This window comes from Oribacterium sp. NK2B42 (assembly GCF_000424445.1).
Taxonomy (GTDB): Bacteria; Bacillota; Clostridia; order Lachnospirales; family Lachnospiraceae; genus Oribacterium.
Window position 1 is genome coordinate 1 of the sequence record NZ_AUJX01000056.1, and the last position, 20,263, is coordinate 20,263.

General features: G+C 42.0%; 22 protein-coding genes and 1 pseudogene. 2 read left to right on the forward strand and 21 right to left on the reverse strand.

What is annotated here, in order from left to right; translation table 11 throughout:
* Positions 1-72: 72 nt before the first annotated feature.
* The 12 genes and pseudogenes from G625_RS0112765 to G625_RS0112825 form a co-directional block, all read right to left on the reverse strand.
* Positions 73-957: a DUF5688 family protein gene (locus G625_RS0112765; RefSeq protein WP_029201425.1), complete on the reverse strand. Its 885-nt coding sequence runs from the start codon at positions 955-957 to the stop codon at positions 73-75.
* 231 nt (positions 958-1,188) lie between these two features.
* Entirely contained in the window at positions 1,189-1,869 is a 681-nt protein-coding gene (locus G625_RS19870; RefSeq protein ID WP_084152898.1) for a Fic/DOC family protein, read from the reverse strand.
* Positions 1,856-2,212, reverse strand: a complete 357-nt coding sequence (locus G625_RS19875) for a helix-turn-helix domain-containing protein (protein WP_044932668.1) — start codon at positions 2,210-2,212, stop codon at positions 1,856-1,858. Before G625_RS19875 ends, G625_RS19870 begins: the two co-directional genes overlap by 14 nt.
* 119 nt (positions 2,213-2,331) lie before the next feature.
* A complete protein-coding gene (locus tag G625_RS0112780) occupies positions 2,332-4,824 on the reverse strand; it encodes an ATP-binding cassette domain-containing protein (protein ID WP_029201426.1) in 2,493 nt (830 codons plus the stop codon).
* Positions 4,825-4,971: 147 nt separating this feature from the next.
* Positions 4,972-5,571, reverse strand: a complete 600-nt coding sequence (locus G625_RS0112785) for a hypothetical protein (protein ID WP_029201427.1) — start codon at positions 5,569-5,571, stop codon at positions 4,972-4,974.
* On the reverse strand, positions 5,568-5,981 hold the full coding sequence (locus tag G625_RS0112790; RefSeq protein WP_029201428.1) for a transglutaminase domain-containing protein: 414 nt from the start codon (positions 5,979-5,981) through the stop codon (positions 5,568-5,570). Before G625_RS0112790 ends, G625_RS0112785 begins: the two co-directional genes overlap by 4 nt.
* Before the next feature lie 514 nt (positions 5,982-6,495).
* Positions 6,496-6,915, reverse strand: a complete 420-nt coding sequence (locus tag G625_RS0112800; RefSeq protein WP_029201429.1) for a hypothetical protein — start codon at positions 6,913-6,915, stop codon at positions 6,496-6,498.
* Entirely contained in the window at positions 6,873-7,664 is a 792-nt protein-coding gene (locus tag G625_RS21475) for an SH3 domain-containing protein (RefSeq protein WP_049895895.1), read from the reverse strand. The genes G625_RS0112800 and G625_RS21475 overlap by 43 nt, the downstream gene beginning before the upstream one ends.
* A gap of 381 nt (positions 7,665-8,045) precedes the next feature.
* Positions 8,046-8,291 carry a hypothetical protein gene (locus G625_RS23345; RefSeq protein ID WP_029201430.1) on the reverse strand — a complete coding sequence of 82 codons (246 nt, stop codon included), beginning with the start codon at positions 8,289-8,291 and terminating at the stop codon, positions 8,046-8,048.
* A 61-nt stretch (positions 8,292-8,352) separates the two neighbouring features.
* Positions 8,353-8,595 (reverse strand): DUF7662 domain-containing protein, encoded by a 243-nt coding sequence (locus G625_RS0112815; protein WP_029201431.1) that lies wholly within the window; start codon positions 8,593-8,595, stop codon positions 8,353-8,355.
* Positions 8,596-8,611: 16 nt separating this feature from the next.
* Positions 8,612-9,394 carry an NERD domain-containing protein gene (locus tag G625_RS0112820; RefSeq protein ID WP_084152900.1) on the reverse strand — a complete coding sequence of 261 codons (783 nt, stop codon included), beginning with the start codon at positions 9,392-9,394 and terminating at the stop codon, positions 8,612-8,614.
* A gap of 62 nt (positions 9,395-9,456) precedes the next feature.
* Positions 9,457-9,819: pseudogene (locus G625_RS0112825) on the reverse strand (terminase TerL endonuclease subunit); the annotation flags it as partial.
* 134 nt (positions 9,820-9,953) lie between these two features.
* Between G625_RS0112825 and G625_RS19885 the strand changes: the two are divergent.
* Positions 9,954-10,529, forward strand: coding sequence for a transposase (locus tag G625_RS19885; RefSeq protein ID WP_242826637.1), 576 nt, complete (start codon positions 9,954-9,956; stop codon positions 10,527-10,529).
* A gap of 145 nt (positions 10,530-10,674) precedes the next feature.
* On the opposite strand, the gene G625_RS0112835 is transcribed toward G625_RS19885, so the two are convergent.
* From G625_RS0112835 to G625_RS0112865, 8 genes are all read right to left on the reverse strand, one after another.
* Positions 10,675-12,819 (reverse strand): PcfJ domain-containing protein, encoded by a 2,145-nt coding sequence (locus G625_RS0112835; protein WP_029201434.1) that lies wholly within the window; start codon positions 12,817-12,819, stop codon positions 10,675-10,677.
* A gap of 203 nt (positions 12,820-13,022) precedes the next feature.
* The gene (locus G625_RS0112840) at positions 13,023-14,534 is read right to left on the reverse strand and encodes a hypothetical protein (RefSeq protein WP_029201435.1); all 1,512 of its coding nucleotides are present in this window, start codon (positions 14,532-14,534) and stop codon (positions 13,023-13,025) included.
* Positions 14,535-14,610: 76 nt separating this feature from the next.
* Complete coding sequence (locus G625_RS22495; RefSeq protein WP_156885128.1) at positions 14,611-14,793, reverse strand: hypothetical protein; 183 nt, start codon at positions 14,791-14,793, stop codon at positions 14,611-14,613.
* The gene (locus tag G625_RS0112845) at positions 14,756-15,631 is read right to left on the reverse strand and encodes a DUF5131 family protein (protein ID WP_029201436.1); all 876 of its coding nucleotides are present in this window, start codon (positions 15,629-15,631) and stop codon (positions 14,756-14,758) included. The genes G625_RS22495 and G625_RS0112845 overlap by 38 nt, the downstream gene beginning before the upstream one ends.
* Positions 15,632-15,655: 24 nt before the next feature.
* A complete protein-coding gene (locus tag G625_RS0112850) occupies positions 15,656-16,537 on the reverse strand; it encodes a radical SAM mobile pair protein B (protein WP_084152899.1) in 882 nt (293 codons plus the stop codon).
* Entirely contained in the window at positions 16,527-17,012 is a 486-nt protein-coding gene (locus tag G625_RS0112855) for a GNAT family N-acetyltransferase (protein WP_029201438.1), read from the reverse strand. Before G625_RS0112855 ends, G625_RS0112850 begins: the two co-directional genes overlap by 11 nt.
* 4 nt (positions 17,013-17,016) lie before the next feature.
* A complete protein-coding gene (locus G625_RS0112860) occupies positions 17,017-18,489 on the reverse strand; it encodes an amino acid adenylation domain-containing protein (RefSeq protein ID WP_029201439.1) in 1,473 nt (490 codons plus the stop codon).
* Positions 18,490-18,503: 14 nt separating this feature from the next.
* The gene (locus tag G625_RS0112865) at positions 18,504-19,178 is read right to left on the reverse strand and encodes an alpha/beta hydrolase (RefSeq protein WP_029201440.1); all 675 of its coding nucleotides are present in this window, start codon (positions 19,176-19,178) and stop codon (positions 18,504-18,506) included.
* A 111-nt stretch (positions 19,179-19,289) separates the two neighbouring features.
* On the opposite strand from G625_RS0112865, the gene G625_RS0112870 reads away from it, so the two are divergent.
* The gene (locus G625_RS0112870) at positions 19,290-19,676 is read left to right on the forward strand and encodes a winged helix-turn-helix transcriptional regulator (RefSeq protein WP_242826638.1); all 387 of its coding nucleotides are present in this window, start codon (positions 19,290-19,292) and stop codon (positions 19,674-19,676) included.
* 402 nt (positions 19,677-20,078) lie between these two features.
* On the opposite strand, the gene G625_RS0112875 is transcribed toward G625_RS0112870, so the two are convergent.
* The coding region (locus G625_RS0112875) for an IS200/IS605 family transposase (protein ID WP_029201442.1) at positions 20,079-20,263 on the reverse strand (185 nt) is incomplete at its 5' end.

The following is a 20,263-nucleotide window of genomic DNA, read 5'->3' on the forward strand; positions in this document are numbered from 1 at the left end:
CAAAATGGATGAAATCAGTGTTGCTGAAGCAGAGTCAGCTGGGATCAAATCTAACGAGATTATCAGTGTTAGTTAATTATTATTCGATGTACTAGCAAGTTTTATAGTTTTCTCGTTAATGTTAACGAAGAACACGTTGTTGCTAAGTCGGTCCTCCGGAGCGACCTCTGTTTTGTTAATCTCCCGTACCATTTCGGCCATAAAACCTACGTCCTGTACCATTTTTGTCGCAGGTGCAAGGAGAACCTCATGGGTACTACTCGGAAGAAGGTAACAATTACTGCCAATCTTTTCCCTTACATCATCGAAAAACTTAGGATATGCGATTACCGCAGCTCCGTAAATCTTCTTAACGTTTGTAGCAACCCACAGCGGACACTCATCAACCTCCGGAGTATATCCCAGGATTTCCTTGAACTCATCCATTATCGAATGAAGCACGAAGGGCCTTATATCCTGAGAGCTTTTAAGAGCATCTTCGCGAATCTGTTCGGCATTTTTGCCCCACATCTTCAAAAGATTATCCTTTACTGTTATTGTAGCTTCGCCTGAGTCAGTGAAGTTATCTACCATGATTCTGTAATACTCCACAAGATCACCGGCTACCTTATGACAGGGGGTATTTTCAAGATTGTTCGTCTCTGAAGAACCTATGCAGATTACAAGCTTATTTCTTACATACTCGTAATCCTGTATCCATTCAGCGTTATAACTAGCCGGAACATTCTCAATCCCTCTTCTTGCACTATCAATGATTGAATGGATGTTTCCCTCTTTTTCAATCTGAGGCTTTATTCGGTTCCAGTACAATGTAGCCCCAATGTTTTTGTCCTTGGGTTTCACTGTAATAATCTGTCCTGGCTTGTTAATAGCCTCTGATGAATTAATGCTAACCTCACAGTGTGGAAATTCCTTCTTAAGTGAATCAACAACTTTTTCAATAGTAAAATTAGCCATTTTAGGCTCCTTTCCGGTGTCTTTACACCTTTCGTATGCTCATTTTCGAGCTTTTTCTTCATAAGTCTTTTCTCAATGATGACTTACTATCTTTGTTACAAACTAATTATGGAAAGGGATTTTTCTGATAACCTTCAATTTGAGCACAAAAAAAGCTGCGAAATGATTTTTTTCGCAGCTTTCATAATATTTTTTGACTTATAACAAATATACGGTTATTTACAAATGGTATTATTTGCTAAAGAAGCGTTCTTCAATAGCGCTATCCACATCATCATTTGACAAAATAAGAAGTTTTGATGTAAGTGCTTTTTGAAGATTCTTATATTCTTTTTTTGGAATACAACATCTATCGAATATGTTTTCAAGTCCCGAATTATCGCCTGAATCGAAGGATAAAATGCTAGCATGAAGCATCTCTTTATGGTTCGTTTGGGTGAGATCGAGGATATATCCACACTTCAGACATAATTCACGAGCAAATTCCCTTTGGCTCCGACCGTTACCTTCTCTGAATGGATGTAATGCATTCAAATCTCCGTAGTGTTTAGCTAGATTTTCTACAAAAGAAGTTTTGTCTTTCTTTGCCTCATAACAAGATTTGTAAAAATCCGAAAATACTGTAATGGCAAATTCATCAATAAACTGTGCTCTGCAAAAAAGATTTCCTTTACCGATATCTATATCTCGCGGAATTCCTGCCCATCCATAAATATCTTGAAAAATAAATCTATGTATTTCTTTAAGATGTTTAAAATCAAACTTCCCCTTAATGGGATGCATCTGAAGATAGGCAAGGTTACCACCCGTAGAAAGAGCCTCAAGCATTGCAAGTTCCTCTGCATCATGACAATTGAACTCATTTATAAGGATATCTTCTCCAGGATATTTGTAGTGATCAATGCTTTCCATTAGATTTATAATTCTCCTTCAGCATTTTCTGATAATCTTCTCTGGAAATTTCCCCCTTGAGCATCTTACCAATAGCATCTATACCCATCTTGCCGATTTTTAAATCTTCTATAGCAAGCGTTGCCTGAGTCTGACGGAGCATATCAATCTGTGCCGTAGTAAACTCTTCCTTGATATATCCATCATTCTTCATAACTCTGGAGATAAGTGCAGCAACATAATCCGGAGGACTTGTTTTTCCTTGCTCCCAATGTTGGATATTCGCTACAGGAATCCCAAGGTATGATGCAAATTTACTCTGAGACATTCCCGTTGTAGTTCTTAAAGCTTTAATAGTATTCATAGATTAACCTCCATATATACTATTATTATATACTTTCAGTATATAGCAGTCAAATTTTCATTTCCCATCGCCACAAGTTCCTCAGCCCATCTAATCTATTCGGTCTTTGATTTTTCAGGCTATATATATTTACCGGTTATACTAGCCTTACAGTTTTTTACATCATCGGGAGTCCCACTTGCAACTATCATTCCTCCATCATCACCACCTTCAGGTCCCATATCGATTATGTAGTCAGCACTTCTTATCACATCAAGATCATGCTCTATGACAATAACCGTGGCACCGTGCTCAATCAGTGTTTCAAACACATTCAGAAGGGTTTCTACATCTTTGGGATGAAGGCCGATTGTAGGCTCATCAAATACAAACACCGAGTCATCCTGCGCTCTTCCCATCTCAGAAGCAAGCTTAAGGCGCTGCGCTTCTCCTCCGGAAAGGCCCGGTGTTTCTTCGCCTAATGTCAGATATCCAAGTCCAAGATCATGGAGTGTTTCAAGCTTTGGCTTTACTGTCTTCATATCCTTGCAAAACTCCAGTGCAGTATTCACATCCATATCCATCAGTTCAGGTAGCGATTTTTCTGCACCAGATTTGTTTTTATAACGGATTCTCTTTGCTGGCTTTGAATATCTGGAGCCGCGGCATTCAGGACACGGGATATCAACGTCAGGCAAAAACTGAACATCAAGAGAAATCTCCCCGGTTCCGTCACAGACCTGACACCTTAAGGATCCTGTATTGTATGAAAAGTCGCCGGCCTTATACCCGTACTCCTTTGCATCCTTAGTTCTTGCATATATCTTTCTCAGCTCATCATGCACATTTGCATATGTTGCCACTGTAGATCTCACATTTATCCCAATAGGAGTTGCATCTATCAATTTTACATGCTTTATCCCGTCTGCCTCGATCTTTTTTACATGCTTAGGAAGTATCTTGTCATTACATAGATGTTCAAGCGCAGGTATCAGGCTTTCCAAAAGCATTGTCGTCTTACCGGAGCCGGAAACTCCTGTTATAACGGTCAGTCTTTTCCTTGGTACTTTTACAGAAAGTGGCTTGACAGTATGGATGCGTTCAGTTTCCATGCTGATCATTCCGTCTAAGAATATATCTTTGTTTTTCACCTTTTTCTTAGCATGACCACTATCTGACAGATATCTTCCAATGATGGAAACATCATTATTTTCAATATCTTTTATCGAACCTTCTGCTATAACATTTCCACCCTTAGCTCCCGCTTCAGGGCCCATTTCGATAATCCAGTCAGACTCTTTAAGTATCTGTGTGTCATGATCAACTAAGAGCACGGAATTACCATCTTTTACCAGATCATGCATTACGCCATTCAGTCCAACAATATTTGCCGGATGAAGGCCTATAGATGGCTCATCAAGGACATAGAGAACCCCTGTAGTCCTGTTCCTTACTGCCCTTGCCAGCTGCATTCTCTGCCTTTCCCCTGTTGAAAGAGTTGACGATGCCCTGTCAAGCGTCAGGTATGAAAGTCCCAGGTCCATTAGTCTTGCTGCCACCTCAAGATAGGACTCACATATGTTTTTAGCCATTGGCTGCATTTCCTTTGGAAGAGAAGAAGGCACTTTTTTTACCCACTCAATGGACTGCTTAAGCGTCATCTTACAGGCATCTGCAAGCGAGATTCCCATGAGGCGCGGAGCTCTGGCCTCTTCGGAAAGTCTTGTCCCTCCGCATTCAGGACAGATATCCTCCTTGAGAAATTTCTCAACTCTTTTCATCCCCTTCTCATCTTTAACCTTACTAAGGGCGTTTAAAACAGTAGCTGTGGCACTGTAATAGGTAAAATCCATTTCCCCGGCAGTGTTATTCTCAGCCTTCTTTGGCTTGTAAAAGATATGTTTCTTTTCCATCGGGCCGTCATAAACAATCTCTTTTTCCTTGTCAGTCAGATCCTTAAACGGCACATCAGTCCTGACTCCCATAGCCCTGCATACATCGGTCATAAGCGACCACATCAGAGAATTCCATGGAGCAACGGCTCCCTCATCAATAGTAAGGTTCTCGTCCGGAATCAGGGTACTTCGGTCAACCGTTCTGACTGTTCCCGTGCCGCCACAGCACTTGCAGGCTCCCTGGGAATTAAAGGCAAGTTCCTCAGCGCCAGGGCCATAGAAATGCTCCCCACACTCAGGACAGGTCATCTCCCTCATGGTCGCAACGCTAAAACCGGGTTTTACATAATGGCCATTTGGGCATCTGTGGGATGAAAGCCTTGAAAACATCAGACGCATACTGTTGAGCAGCTCTGTACCCGTACCAAAAGTCGATCTGATTCCCGGAACTCCGGGTCTTTGATGAAGAGCCAGGGCGGCAGGAACATATAGCACTTCATCCACATCTGCCCGAGTAGCCTGTGTCATGCGCCTTCTTGTATATGTTGAAAGGGATTCCAGATATCTTCTTGACCCTTCTGCATAAATAACTCCAAGAGCAAGAGATGATTTTCCGGAACCGGAAACGCCAGCGATTCCCGTAATACCATGAAGTGGTATATCCACATCTATATTCTTTAAGTTATGAACTCTTGCACCTCTTACCTGTATCTTTTTTGGCTGTTCATTTTCATTCATTATATTTATCTCCATCTTTAAACTTCTTTTTCCTGACTGTTCCCACGGGCAAGCCTGTGGGGTACTGATTACCAAGCCTAGCTTGCAATCGTACATCATTTTCAGACTTTGGAGTTACAAGTGTAAATCTGTTTAAATAACATCCCCTTATTTCTCTACCATTCGTATTTCTTCTGCTAAATTCATCAACAGATTTCTTAATAATTCGGTCCTTATGATAGGTCTGCCAAAAAAATGCTCATTTCGAAATGCAGCTACAAATTCACAATAATAGGCAAACACATTCCCATCACATTTATTTTCTATGACCTTGAAATCCTCTTTAGTCATAAGCTCTTCTATTTTATTATTTGCACTATTCCAATAATCAATATAAGCTTTATGCTTTTTTACTTTATACTTATAATTTTCTCGCTCTATGTCAGACCGACTTTGATCATTCATTCTATCTTCCAAAATTTTACTTCGAGTGTCAGCGTTAGTTAAACTTCCTAATAAGCCATCTTCATCATCAAGATAATCTGTTTGTGTACATATAACATCTATGCTGGGTAAAGAGCTCAATAATAGATTATAATATATATTTTTTCTTTCTGCTTTCTGCGGTATCCTTATGATTATTGTTCTAATCAAAATCAAATACAGTATCGCCACAAATAAACTACTGAAAAATTTTATCCACCCGTCAGGTGTCACCTGTATCAAAAAATCATTTACGTAACTCACTATTTCACTCACTCCAATCAAACAATGTCCTCAAAAAATGAATCTCTGTAGATCACCGTATTTGTCATTGATTTATAGTCTGAGAGAGGGATAAGCAGATACTTATTTGATTGGCTGCTGTCATCCCTTGTCACATCAACAACAAGATCCCGACCATTGACATTTACAATGCTGAATGTGTTAAGACCTACGTCTTCTACAGCTCCCGGTATCGCTCTTACTTTTAACCCGCAATTTAATCCTATGATATAAAAAGCTGCTGTGTACCCAAGACATCTTGTAAAACCTGTTTTAAAACCTTGTACAGCGCTTCCCGGAGTACTTTCGGCTCCATACTGAAAACTGTTTACCAGGTAATCATGGATAAATACGGCTTTTTCAGAGTCCCCCATGCCCTGTGTCATGGTTTTTACATAATTTATATGCATCATCAGAAGGTCGAGGTCCTCTTCTCTCTCGCTATAGTATTCTTCGTTTTAAATATTATCATTACTTGGGTACATAGTAAATTCGAAGGGCTAACCGCCTAGCTTTCGGGCTAAGCGGTTTTCTCTTTTTTGATCAACTTACCTTTTAAGCACATTTTCAAAGAAATCAGGATACGTATCTACGGCATCTTTCAGTTCCTCAAGCGTGTTTATCGCCCTCGTACCTGTGTGCAGTGATTCTTTCCCGTCCGGATCAAAGATAAGCATACTTGATTTGCCATAAATCACACCACTATAACCGTTCGGAGACTTGTATTCAATAATCTATCCATTTCATAAAATAATGACCCGCCATGTTTAAATAAAAGTATGGCAATCAACACCACCACAAGACACATGATGATGTTGCAGATAAATGATGATATGCCACGTACACAGTCCACTACACTTTGATCCATGTCAATCGGTCTTATCGTGTGCTTGGTGTCTCTTTGTTGTTCTTCATAAAATAAATTCTTTAGCATTTTGATATATTTGCTTCAGCTTGGCTTTTCTCAGAGTATCCGGACATTAGTCCTATGAATCTAGTCATGTAAACGCAGGTCTTTTTACCATTCTTTCTTTTCGATAATTCAAGACTTGTGTTCTCTTTCATGCACCTCTCCATTACCTTTATCCCACTTGTAGCTTTTACCACATACGGATTCCCGTCAGGTCTGAAATCCGGTCTGTCCATTGTTGCCACAAGCCTTTGTACCGTATAGTATTTGAAGCGTGTCTCAATACCGGATTCATCTTCTAAATATTTCTTTAACTCATCTTCCGGCACCTTATAATACTTTGATGATATCGAAACAGCTTCACTTAAATCTTTTCCGTCCTGTCTCAGCTTCTTCACAAACATAACGGCTTTATAATATTCTTTTGGGATATACATCTTTTTTCCCTCCGTCTTTTCTCTAATGTAATTATGGGTGGAGATGTTGGCAGATTAGTAAAAAGACGACAAGAAGATGCCCGCGCTTTTAAAGGGCATTTTCTTGCTAAATACCTCAAAGAGCAATACCCCACATCCGTACCGACCTTAACAAGAAGCCAGTTTGTTCCGGACACCGATGTGTAATATCCGTAGTTCTGCACTACTGCCCCCTTCTTAAGGACCTTCAGAACAGTCTTGTTCTTACCGGCCCCGAGTCGCATGTTCAAGGCATCAGCTGTGACGGTGTACTTCCCAGCCAGATCTTTGTTGAAGTTCATAGCGTCCTCGACCTTTCCGGTACTGGCACTTGTGGTCTTTGCATTGGCATACTTTCCGTCCGTAAGATTCACAACCGTGTGATGGCCCTCTGATACCAGAATGTCCCCACGCTTAAGGTAGTCTTCCTTCCTGGTGTACTTATTTGCTGTAAGCACCTCAAAGTAGCCAGTCTTTTTGAGATACTCCCTCATGTTGGCTGTAACGAATGAATTCCCGTCATGGAATACCGCTGACTCAGGAAGTCCAGCATAGCAGACGCAAACAGCCACAAGAGCTGAACAGTCTGTCTCTGTGTCCTCGGTCACCTTCCCTTGATCATAGCCCACTAACCTTGCCTTCTTTAAAAGGTCATTTCTGTAGCCCATAAAGTAACCAATGTGGTTATTCCCTGCAGCTCTCTCGGATGCAACCGCAATCTTCTCAGCCATTGTGCTGTCCTTTGGACGAAGGACTACATTAAAAGGTCTATCGTACCATGGGGGTGATGCTCACTTCTTCTCCGGTCTGATCACCGAACTTTCCATCAAAATAAGTTCCGTATTCATTGTGTCTAACATGTGCTATCATATGTTCCTCCTAAAAATAAAAGAGCCCTCCCAGTTTTTAAACTGAGAGAGCTTATGTACTGTATACCCTTAACGCCGGGACGCGAGATACATTGATGGAAGAGACCACGCTATTAACCTGGTTTCAAAATTTGTAAAAAAGAAAAGCAAGAAACATTCTAAAAAGAAGATTATCAAGCTTTTGAAAGACAGATGGCGCTTAGAGAATGCACTTTATAACCTCGACCCTGGATACTTCACTGATTATTCAGATTGATCATCAGGTGGCTCTATGGGTAATTCCATGCATTTCTTATATAAAGCTTCTCCGGTGCCATTACCACCTAGGGCCTTATATGCATAAACTGCTGTGATCTGCATGGAGCTTCTTTCTGTAACTCTTTTTCCAGCGCTTGATGGGCCAAAGAAAAACCAGTAGGCTGAACCTGCCGTACTATCCTTTGGCTCTGCTCTTGCCTTACCGAAATAAAATATGCTTTTTAAATCCATTGTTCTCCTCAGCAAAATAAAAGCACCTACATTTCTGTAGATGCTTTAACAAGTATTTGATCTATTCAAATACAACTATTCTTTTTGAAATATTACTATTTACATCAACTGTCTTGAATCCGGCATTTAGCCAGGCCCGACTATGAGTATGTCTTAAGGTGCTGTTGCTCCACCACGCTTGGTATTCGTATGCGCTCTTCGGAAGTTTATCACCGATAATTTCTTCAATCTCAGAAAAACTCATCTCAATTCTTTGACCTTTCCGCTGTGAAAGATAATTACATAATGCGTCATAATCCCTCATAAATGCACCTCACAAGTTAAACTATACTCTTTGTAAATTTGCAGTTTGGATAGTTGCTACAGCCATAGAAAGCACCGTATTTACCATTCCTTTTCACAAGACTCCCACCACATTTAGGGCATATTCCTTGTTGAATTGATCTACGATCCGACCTTGTCTTTTCATGTATATTATTTACATGTTCTTTGCGAGTTTCTTTTGAATCCACATTAGCCATAGTAAACATTTCTGTTATAGCTTTCATTTTCTCTTGGCTTAAAGAAACACTTGTGGACTTATCTCGTATGGTTTTGTTAAGATCACCCCACTTTACAACAAGGGCTTTATTAAAATCAATCTTTATAGTCGCATCACCTGGAAAAGTAACAATCGGTATGATTGGAACTCCTGATATACAATATTCTTCAAGCAACGCCTCAATAGCTTTTACATGTCCATAGTTTTGATGAATCGGATTCATGAACCGGTTCTTATGGCCATAAATGGACTGAGTCCATTCTCTTCCGTTCTCAGAACCTAATATCCATCCTTTATAGTTTTTAACTTCGATAACAAAAATACCGTAGCAAGAAACGATGATATGATCGATCTGTGTTGTACCTAATCCAGATCGAATCATCACATTATGAAGCACCTTATAATCTTCTTTATCCAGGCCGCTTAATAACGCTGATATAGAGGCCTCACCTAAAAAACCTTTAATCATAGGCAACCATAAATTCTTAGTGGCATTTAAGACTATAAAGATACCTATCAGAATCCACACCCAGTTATTATTCATAAACAATTCTTTGTTCATTACATAGGTCTCCCCTATTGAATGTTATAGAATAATTATACTCTGTTGAATCATGTATTTCATCAAATAATAAGGATACCTCTCTGGTCATAAACACTCTCTGTGTTCTCATGCCATATACAGCGATCCAGCGCCATAATCGCAGCAACCATACCATCAATCTTTTCAGGTGACTTAGCCTTTGTGGGCTTAACATTTTCAGCCGCATCCATGTCAAGAACCACGTTCATAGCCATCCATTTAAGGACCGGATTGCCACCATGGATGATCTTTCCCTCCGTAAGAAGCTTTATAAACTCTTTCGTAGGAGGGCTCATATCTTTGAATCCCTGTCCAAAGGGAATCATGGTGAAGCCATCATTTTCTAGGTTCTGGATCAGCATGGTCGCATTCCATCTATCGACTGCGATCTCCTTTATGTTGTATATCGTATAAGCAAATCACTTCATCAGAATATGATATCCTATATGAAAACAGAGTAATAGCACACAATCTAAAAGCTACTAAAGAACAGATAATTGATGATCTCAATGGTGTAACATCTAGCCTTCAGAGAAAAATGTTAAGCATAATTCTCAATCATCTTGACGAACTCAATAAGCACATCAAGAATCTTGATGATGACATTGATAACTTTATGAAACCCGAGGAGAAGAAATCTGCCAAGGCAATACAAGATATACCAGGTATTGGAAATACAAATGCTCAAGCGATTATATCTGTAATAGGCACAGATATGAAGCGTTTTCCGACAGACTCTCATATATCTTCCTGGGCGGGATTATGTCCCGGTAGTAATGAAAGCGCACATAAACGCAAGTCCGGCAAAACTACTAAAGGAAATTCTCTTCTTCGTGATACGTTGGTTGTTTGCGCTCATTATGCCGTTAAAAACAAGAATTCATATTTTTCAGCACAGTTTTTGAGGATAAGTGCACACCGAGGGAAAAAACGAGCCTATGTTGCAGTTGCTCACTCAATGTTAGTAGCGATATATCATATCCTAAAAGACGGAGTCGTTTTCAAAGATTTGGGAGCTGATTATTACAATCAGTTCAATAAAGAACGTAAAATTAATGCATACCTCAAGAAACTAAAAGCTCTTGGATGGGAAGCTTCAATAGTTGCCGGTTAGGCTTCTAGATATGTTCATAAGAAGCAAGTTGAAAACTTGCTGTGGTAATTTGCGCTTTTTTGGCTACCCGGAGGTGATTGTTTCAAAGTAAGCAAAAAAATACAGCCAGTGATTGGCTGTATTTAATGATTATCTGCACATTTAATCACGCTATCGCGTCATACTTGAGTGCTTTCTTTTTCGCGTATTCCGTAAGGAGATTTATCACATCCTCCTTTGCGGAACAGTTGCATTTGCCCCTTACCTGCACGATGGTATCATTACGGACTTCGACAGTGAAATAAGGCTTGTCCGGCTCTTCGGAACGACGGACGAATAGAATTACCGCCTTGTTTTCGGCCATATTTTCTATATAGCCCATTCCCTTTTGCCCAACACAGATGTTTTGGATCTCCCCTTCCGAAACTATGTCATAGGCAATCTTCGGAGCCGTGACAAAGAGTTCACTATTGTCCATACTAAAATCGTACTTCTTATGGATGCTTGGAAGTTTCTTATCCAGTTTGAAGAATACGGGCAATCTGTCTACCTGAGTCGCATCCAGGATCTTACTGTATGTGGACTGTTGCCATTCCTCATCCGAGAGACCAATGCTCCTATATGTTTCCTGAATCTTCTTCGCAAGACGTTTCCTGGCCTCTTCCTTCTTTTTTATCTTATTAAGATTCATGATTTCATCATGCGACTTTTTAAGATATTTTGGGAAAACCAATATATTACTCTTTTTATTCCATTCACCATAAGTATCCCTCATTTTGATGTAGTCACACCACATAGTCAGAACAGAAGACGGAGAGTTGAATGTACTGTCTATCTGAGTCCTTATGTACTTCATTGCTTTATGATAAGTTGTGTACTGAAGGATGTGCCTTATGTTCTCAAATTCATGAGGTTTAAAGAATAAGCTAAGCTCATGTATTTCCTCATCTTTTAGTTCAGGAAATTCACGAAACACCAGAATTCCCCTGTCGGTTATTGTGTCACGCCTTTCATATATTCTTCTATATGTCTGACGATCAACGCCAAATACTTCAGGAAGCGTCTTTCCGTGTATGTTGCATATGGATTCACTTAACCCGTACCCTTCATATATTTTCTCTTTAAGCATACGGAATCCGGATTTCTCTATCCATTCAAAGTAAGTTTCCATTGCATGGCTCTCTAGGTAATCACTAATGCATCGTATTTCACGATCCTGCTTATTTATTTCAAGATGCTTTAATTCAAGGAATTCCTTAAAGCCTATATGTTGCAGGAAAGGTGTGCTGTCTATCAAGGAGTTAAGCCCCTTGGTATATATCCCACCTTTAGATGAAAACTTTCCGAAGTTACAACCGATATTCATTATACGGTTTCCGCCGTACCCACGAATGGTTTTACAGTATTCCCATTTTCCCCAGTTCCATTTATAGGCACGTACCTTTTTCTCCTTAACAAACTCACGTACTCTTTCCGTGAGATCATATATGGGAGAGATGGAATCACCGTTAATGGTTATTTCTACTCGGAAAAACCTGATCAAAGTATAGCCTTCACTTGCTTTTTCAAGCTTCATTGCACAGCGTGTATCTTTTATCTCCTTATGGTTCCTAAGCCTCGAAATGAATGTCACTTCCTTTTTACAAGAAGGGCACTTGCCTTCACTGAGGTGTTTAATCTTTCCCTTCAGGGACACGTTTTGTTTGCATCTTGTGCAATAACCCTCTTCTCCTTTATAGAAAATTCGATTACCCATATTGAAGGGAAGGTTTTTACAAAATCTAATAAAGTCTTTTCCTGTGGGGTTTACAGGTGTATTGAGGGTTTTAGCCTCATCCTGCTTTCTGTCGTACGCCCTGTTGTAATCTTGATATGCCTGTTGCCATGCTATATTATCAACCAGCCTATCAAATTCCTTTCCGGCATCCTTATCCGTCATTACGATTTTGCCAATACTGCTATACGCATCTCCTTTTCTTATGACATTACTTGCATGGTCACAAGCCGTAGTCCTCGTCTGATATTTTCCGTCGCTGTTCATAGTGACAAAAAGCTCGTTTTTTGTATCAACTGCTGTTAAACCGGAAAATACAGCGACATGGTTCTGCTTTTCGTTTGCCACCCAGACTTCCTGTATCAACACATCTCCATCTTTCTTATAGTATTTGAAGATGTATGATTGGTGTCCATTCGCTGCTTTCCTTGAAAGCTCATCAGCGTCAGTACAAAGATACTGATACCCTTTCAACACTTCTTTAAGTTCCTTTGTCCGTTCTTTTCTGAACTCTTCTGTTAATTCCAACTCGGCCATAAAAGGCTCCTTTCCTGTGCACCTGCACAACTTTCGTATGCCACTTTGGGCTTTTCGTCTTCTTTCTCAAGAATGACTTTTGCTTTTTACATTTAAATTATGGGAGGGGATATTTCAGATAGACTTAGTCAGAACATCTGGAATGAACACAAAAAACAGCCTGCAACCGAAGTTGCAGACTTTTTATAAAAATGTACTTTTGGTTAGGTTAACATACTCATAAAATTCATCTGAGCATAACCGTTCCCGTTTATCTTGTAGGGATCATCCATACCCCAGATTTCAGAAGGTGTCAGGGGGATATCAGTGCTTTCCGGTTTTTCCTCCGTAACCGTAGTTTCGGTCTTAACCTCCGCCTTTTCTGTTAAAGTTGTTGCCGGTTTTACAGTGGCTTTGGAAGACTTAGCTTTAGACTTCTTTGTAGTCTTATTCTTCCCAGCCTTTTTCTTTCTCTCCTCTGCCTCTTTCGCTTTCTTCTCTTTCTTACTCTTTATCTTATTATATAGAGCTTCACCTTCGTGATCATAAAAATCGAAGATCCAGCCTGCGACATCTGCATCAGGGACATGATAACCGATGCCTCTTGAAGCTCCGTAGGTATTATCCATAAATTCACCCATATTCATGGTGAATCGGGATAAGTCTCCGGATGATGATTTTACACCCTTCTTTTTATTCTTCTCTGCTTCAGCTGCTTCCTTTGTTACGATATTTCCGTCATCTGTTGGAATAAGCTGTCCCAATGCTCTCATCATAAGAAACTTGTTTAGTAAATCTAAGTTAAGTCTCTTATCAAGAACTTTGCTTTCAAATGAAGGGTCTACTGCAACTCTCTGGTCTATGCAGCTCATATACCACATAAAGCTACCTAGAAAGTTCATTTCATTCATAGAAGGATTATCTGCGTCCTTGCAATGGGCTTTCTTGATCTTATCAAGTTCCCACTGAAGTTTCTCTCTGTAATCAAAGAAGTCAGGGATAACCTCTTCCTCCTTTTTTACTGGAGTTTCTGCTTGGGCTTCCGGTTCCGATTCCTCGTCACACACTTCTTCAACCTTTTTAGTGAGTGCTTCTGCAATGAGACGGTTAATCTTGCCGGCAGCCTTTTCGGCATCCTCTTCTGAATCGAAACTGATATAATCATCAGAATCAACCTTTCCATTGCAAAGGTAAATGTCCGCTAAAAGATCCACCTTTGAAAGACTCGCCTTTTCTGCAATATCCTTAATTGTTTCTCTGTCGGCGGTTGTCGTAAAAGTGTAGGACATAAAGTCAGGAGACATAATTACACTTACCTTTACATCAGGTTTTGTGGGTACTGTGTCTACAACAGTTTCGGTCACATTTGTTTCCGTCACAGGCTCCGGAACCGCTTCAGTTTCTATCACGGGTTCTGTTTCCTGTTCCGTTTCTTCAGCTTCCGGTACATCATCTTCCGGATGTTCGCTGAGAACCGGATCATCAGGAGTTATTTCCTCGACTTCCTTAACTTCTACTCCGTCAAAAATCGACAGTGCAAGTTCTGCGCTTATTTCAAGGTCGAAATAGAAATGGCCTTCGGCATCAAAGCGTGCCCCCATTTTTTCCATATGACCTCTGATGCTTTCCTTTCTAATACCTATATGCGCGCTTAATTCTGCGCTTGTCTCAGGCTCATTTGTTGTTGTAAGAGTATATCCCTTACCTGTTTCTAGGATTTGAACGTTCTTAACCATAATGGTCTCCTTCTGCGGTGCTACCGCTCTCGTTTGCCCCGTCGGGCTTGTCTGTCATTTTTTCTCTCTAAATGACTTATGCTTTTTTCAAATAAATTATGGAAGGGGATCTTTCTGATAACGTTTGATACGTATTAAAAATAGGCATAAAAAAAGCGGTCAAATCAATCTCCACTTGACCGCAAATATAAAAACTATCTATTCTTCCTGTATTTCCAACCTTAATTTCTTCCGCACTTTCCACATCTGCTACATCCATTGCATGTAAGCCTCATTCCACAATTTTTGCAGTGTTCTCCAAAATACGGTTTGTACAGTTTTTCCTCCTCAAGGGGATATCCCCATTCATCGGTAAGGCGCCATTCCACCTGCCTCCCTTCAAAGCTGAGCCCTGATTTGTACGCCTGCTCACTCTGAATACTTCCTTCCAGCTTATATAGTTTTCCGTCCTTCACAAATCTCCGTCCGGTGCCGCAAAATACAAACGTCACATCATACTCTGCGCACTCATCCCTCAGCGACTTTACCCATTCATAATGACACGGGCGGGCACCTCCGTAGTTTTCTCCGTCACAAAGAACCTGCTCAATCTGCCCCGCAGGAAGGTACTTCAAGATACTTACCGGTCCGATATAGGGAGCACACATGATGCCTTTATGTTTAAATGGCAGATCCAGCAGGATCGGGATCCGTTCATCAGCTCTCTTCTGATTCTCACAGGTAACATTAAACATTACGTTTTCCCAGCCATCACCCCAGTTCCACGGAAGATGGTCTGCCACGCGTTCCGGCCGTTTTGTCAGCAGAAAGAACTTCACATCAGATCTTTGACGTATAATCTGCCAGGCTTCATCGCGCCAGGGATCTGCTTCTTCCAGAAAGAAATCTGAAGTCATACAAACCCGGATCATTTCTCCGCTTTTCACCTTAAATGTTCCGTCACGGTATTTGGAAAGCGGATATTTAAACCCTGCTTTTGTCCTGTATATTTCAGATCCGTCTTTATCTCTCAGAGAATCCAGATAATACATATAGCAGTTCTGGCAGCCCTCACTGCACTTTCTGCAGCCATGCCACGGGTTCCATATATCGTGCAATGGAGGTCACCTCACTTTCTCAAATCAATTCTGCTTTTTCTTCGCCGATTTTTTCACTTCTTCGTGATAAAAATAATTCACTACAACAGGAGGATCTCCAAATTCCGAACGATGCTGATCATCATCACGCATATAAGGCATGGACTCCCTCGAGGTATACTCCTTCATTTTCTCATCAAGCTCAGTCCAGTAGGAACGGCTCTTTTTGCTGTATATCTCATGATAAAGATCATCCAGCTCCGGATGGTGCTCATGGATCCACTCTAGAATTCGCACTCGGTAATCTCCGCGAAGGTTCAGGTTCTCAAGCCAGACGAGGTTGCACTGTTTTTTCGCCTGTTCGATGATTTCAATCGGGTCTGTGATTCCGGGAAAAATAGGGGAAATGAAACATGTTGTCTGTACCCCTGCTTCGTAAAACTGCTTCATGGCTTCCAGACGTCTCTTTATGCTGACACCCCTGTCCATCTCCTTGCGGAACTCCTCGTCCAGCGTGTTAATGGAGAAAGAGACCCTGGCATTCGGAAATGTCCTGATCAGGTCAAGATCCCTGAGCACCAGATCGGACTTGGTAGCTATGCTGATACTGATTCCGCTCCCCTGCAGCTGCTCCAGCAGTGTCCGGGTCCTCTTATACTTCGCCTCGCACGGCTGATAGCAGTCAGTCACAGAGCCAAAGAATGCTTCCGTGGCTGCATATTTCTCCGGCCTTTTGATTTCTGGCCAGTTTTTCACATCAACAAACTCACCCCAGGGTTCCGGATGGTTGGTAAAGCGCTTCATAAAAGAAGCGTAGCAGTATTTACAGGCATGAGTGCATCCGACATAAGGGTTTACGGAATAATCCGATACAGGCAGGTTGGATTTAGTCATCACGCTTTTCACGTCAATTTCTTTAATCTGCATACTCTTTATCCCCTAATTTCATATAGTCTTCCATATCTGCAAAACCGATCTCATGGTACAGCTTCTTAGCAACACCAGAGCTCTCCAGAAAGATCTTTCCCGTTCCGCGTTCCTTTGCGTCACTGATCAGATACTCTACAATCCTTCGACCGATGCCTTCGCTTCGCACTTCGGGCAGCGTGTAAATGTTCATCAGATAGCCGTTTGTTCCGGTCAGATTATCCGGGGACGGCATTTCCTTCTGATAACAGATGCCTCCGCATCCTATGATCCTTCCTGTCCCGGTCTCAACAGCAAAGCATGCTGTATGGGAATGATCCGCAAGATGCTCTCTATAATAAGCCTCATTGTTTTCTCTGACTGTTTCAGAGCTTTTATTCTCATCATCGGCAAATACTTCCGCCAGCACTCTCATCCGCCATTCCACGAGGAGTTCCAGATCTTCCAGCTCCGCTTTCCTGATCTCTGTCTCCATAACCTTATGCCTCCTTCATCACCACAGGCATCCTTGTCATATCCGGCTTGCCGTTCGTATTGAGCGGAATCTGAGGCATTCTGACAATAAACTCCGGGATCATAAAATCTGTCAGATTCTCGGATAATTCTTTTCTGATGCGAGAAACCTTGAAGTCCTTTCCTGACGGAACCACATAAGCGATCATGTACGACAGCCCCTCCTCGTCCGTAAAGGGACGCACGATTGCCTGCTCGACGCCTTCGCACTGGTACAGCCTGGATTCGACTTCCATGACCTCAACTCTCTTGCCATAGATCATGATCTGTGTATCCTTTCGGTGAAGGAATGCAATATTCCCATCCGGCAAAATATAACCAAGATCACCGCTCCGGTACATTACGCTGCCATCGGATTGCTTCTCAAATGCCTTGTTTTCCTCATCGTGATCACCAATGTATCCCCTTGACACTCCGTTTCCGTAGATACATATCTCACCGGTCTCACCTTTTTTCACTTCATTTCCTTCTGCATCCAGGATCCTGATCTCTGCCCCCAATACCGGATGGCCAATTGGATATGTTCCGTCCTCCAGGACCTGACCGTCCCTGCATCGGTAATACGATGCGCATACAGTTGTTTCCGATGGGCCATAGGTGTTGTAAACTTCTGCCTTGTCCAGAAGATGATCTACATGATGGGCACGAAGCACGTCGCCGCCGCTGATCAGAAGCCTTAAGCTCCCCGGAATAGATTGGAGGTGGTTCATCTCCGCGAGCAGATACGGGAATCCGGAAAGCATCGTAATCCCATGGTGTTCCACAAAAGCCATCAGGCTGCGGATATCCTTCTTATCGTCCTCCGAAGGGATCGCAAGAGCAGCCCCGTTCAGTAGGCTCGTAAAGACTTCCTCTACAAAGATATCGAAAGAACACACCGAATACTGGAGCATGATGTCTCCCTTCTTCGGATGGAATTCGTTCTCAAACGCCCTCACGTAGTGACAGACATTCCTGTTCGTCACCGATACCCCCTTGGGTCTGCCGGTCGTCCCGGATGTATAAAGAACGTAGGCAAGATCCTCAGGATTCTGCTTATAAATTCTGGTACTGCTTCCGGGAGCCGCAGTACAGATCGAACAGTCAGAGTAGATCTGCTCATACTGATCCAGCTTTGACGCCAACTGCATCTCTGTGAGCACAAAATCAACACCGGCTTCATCCATCATGTAATGGATCCTGCCCGTCGGAAAAGTCGGCTCAGCCGGGACATACATGGCTCCGGTCTTAAGTACAGCCAGGATCGACGCAATCATTTCCGCCCTGTGCCGCATCACAATCCCGACTGACTTCGTATGATCTGGAAAGCTGTCCGCGATCATATCCACCATGTCGGACAGTTCGCCAAAGGTCATCGTTCTCTTATTTTCGATGATTGCCACATTGTTTCTGTTTTTATTGACTGTCTCCTGAAACAGACCGTATATCGTATTCTCCATAATTCTTTCCTCCATCAGATGATTGCCAGGATGCCTTTGGCGCTTCTGAGTGCCGCATCCTTGAAATGATTGCCGGGGTTCATCTCCAAGGTCACATCAATTTCTTCTTCCCGGAAATGTGCCGCTATATTTTCGGTATTTTCCTGCACTGCCTTCAAGTACCGGTTTCTCGTCTTCGCCTCTTTATCCCCCAGGGAAAGATAGAGTTTATCCGGTTTTCTCTTCATTTCATGCGAAAGTACATATTCCTTGAAATCCGGGAACCACAGGGAGCCTGACATACTGGCTGCACGCTCAAAAACATCCGTATGATACAGCGCATATAATGCGAAAATCCCCGCAAGGGAATAGCCTGCTATGCTGATATGAGAGGGCTTTCCGTTCACCCTTTTCAGGCACTCCGGAAGGATATCATCCAGAAGGAGCTTCAGGTATTCATCCGCCCCGCCTGTACATGGCGTGTCCTTTGGTGATATCGGCGGACAATACCATGGCGTCATATCATGATCCCAGTTAAGGTTTCCGACACAAAGGAGATTGAAATCTTTTCTTTCCAGTTTCTCCGCTGCCTCCATAACGGGTTTTCCGTCGCCGGCATAGTTATTTAATATGATCAGAGGACTTCCCGATTCCTTCGAATGGTATAAGGTCGCCTCTTTTCCTGCTGCTTCGAATTTCTCTATATTCATCACCTGAACTCCTTCTTGACTTTTTATGGTATCAAAATCATACTTGTTATTGAAAAGTTGTTCAAGTACGCAGAAAGTCTGTACATAGTACAAAAAATATACCGAGGTGTTATGATGAACGAATATATGTCTTATGAAGAATATCTTGAAAAAGTAAAAACCGGTATTTTGACTGAAGATGGAAACTGTCCGGTCACCCCGCTTCTCATTATGCTGCAGGGAAAATGGAAAACTCAGGTGCTCTATGAATTCTGCATCAATGACCGGATGCGCTTTGGTGAGTTAAAAAAAGATCTGCCCGGTATTACAAACACCATGCTGACAAACACTCTCCGGGATCTGGAGAAAGACGGCCTGATCGTACGGGAGCAGTTTAATGAGATTCCTCCCCATGTGGAGTATTCCTTTTCAGACATGGGACGCGACCTTCTCCCCGTTTTCTATTCCATAATGCTCTGGGGCTTTAAGCATGAAAAGGACATCCCTGATTACAAATAAAAAGAGCCTGCAGCGTCTGTCCCCGAAACAGATCACTGCCGCCCTGGAATATAGCATCGACACCTCCGGTGCTTCCAGATCTTCGCCCTCAGATGCATCCGCCCTCTGCAGCACATCATGAGGCTGAAGCCTTACTGTCCTTCCAACCTTATTAGTGCCCTTCCTGCCCTCCTGTCCGTGGGATTATCCCTGCTCCGAAATAAACCGCTCAGTATTCCCATCGCTATTTCCCTTCGTCTGAAAATGGGCAAAAATCACAACCACCCGTCAAACGGGTGGTTTGCTCTGAGGCTATAAGCCTCTGATTACTCAGCCGGCGTCTCAAGGCGCTGGCTTTCACTTTGCTCAAGCCACTATGCGTTTGACTCGTCGCTACCGCTAAAGCGGTGTTTGTACTACCAGCTACCCTTTAAAGGGGTCTTCGTATTCCTTAACACTTAGCTTATCCATTGCTATATCGTGTTTCTCTTGATCTTGGATATATTTTTTGATTGTTGCTTCGTTAAGTCCTACTGTTGACACATAGTAACCTTCTGACCAAAAGTGTCTGTTTCCAAATTTATATTTCAGATTTGCGTGTTTATCAA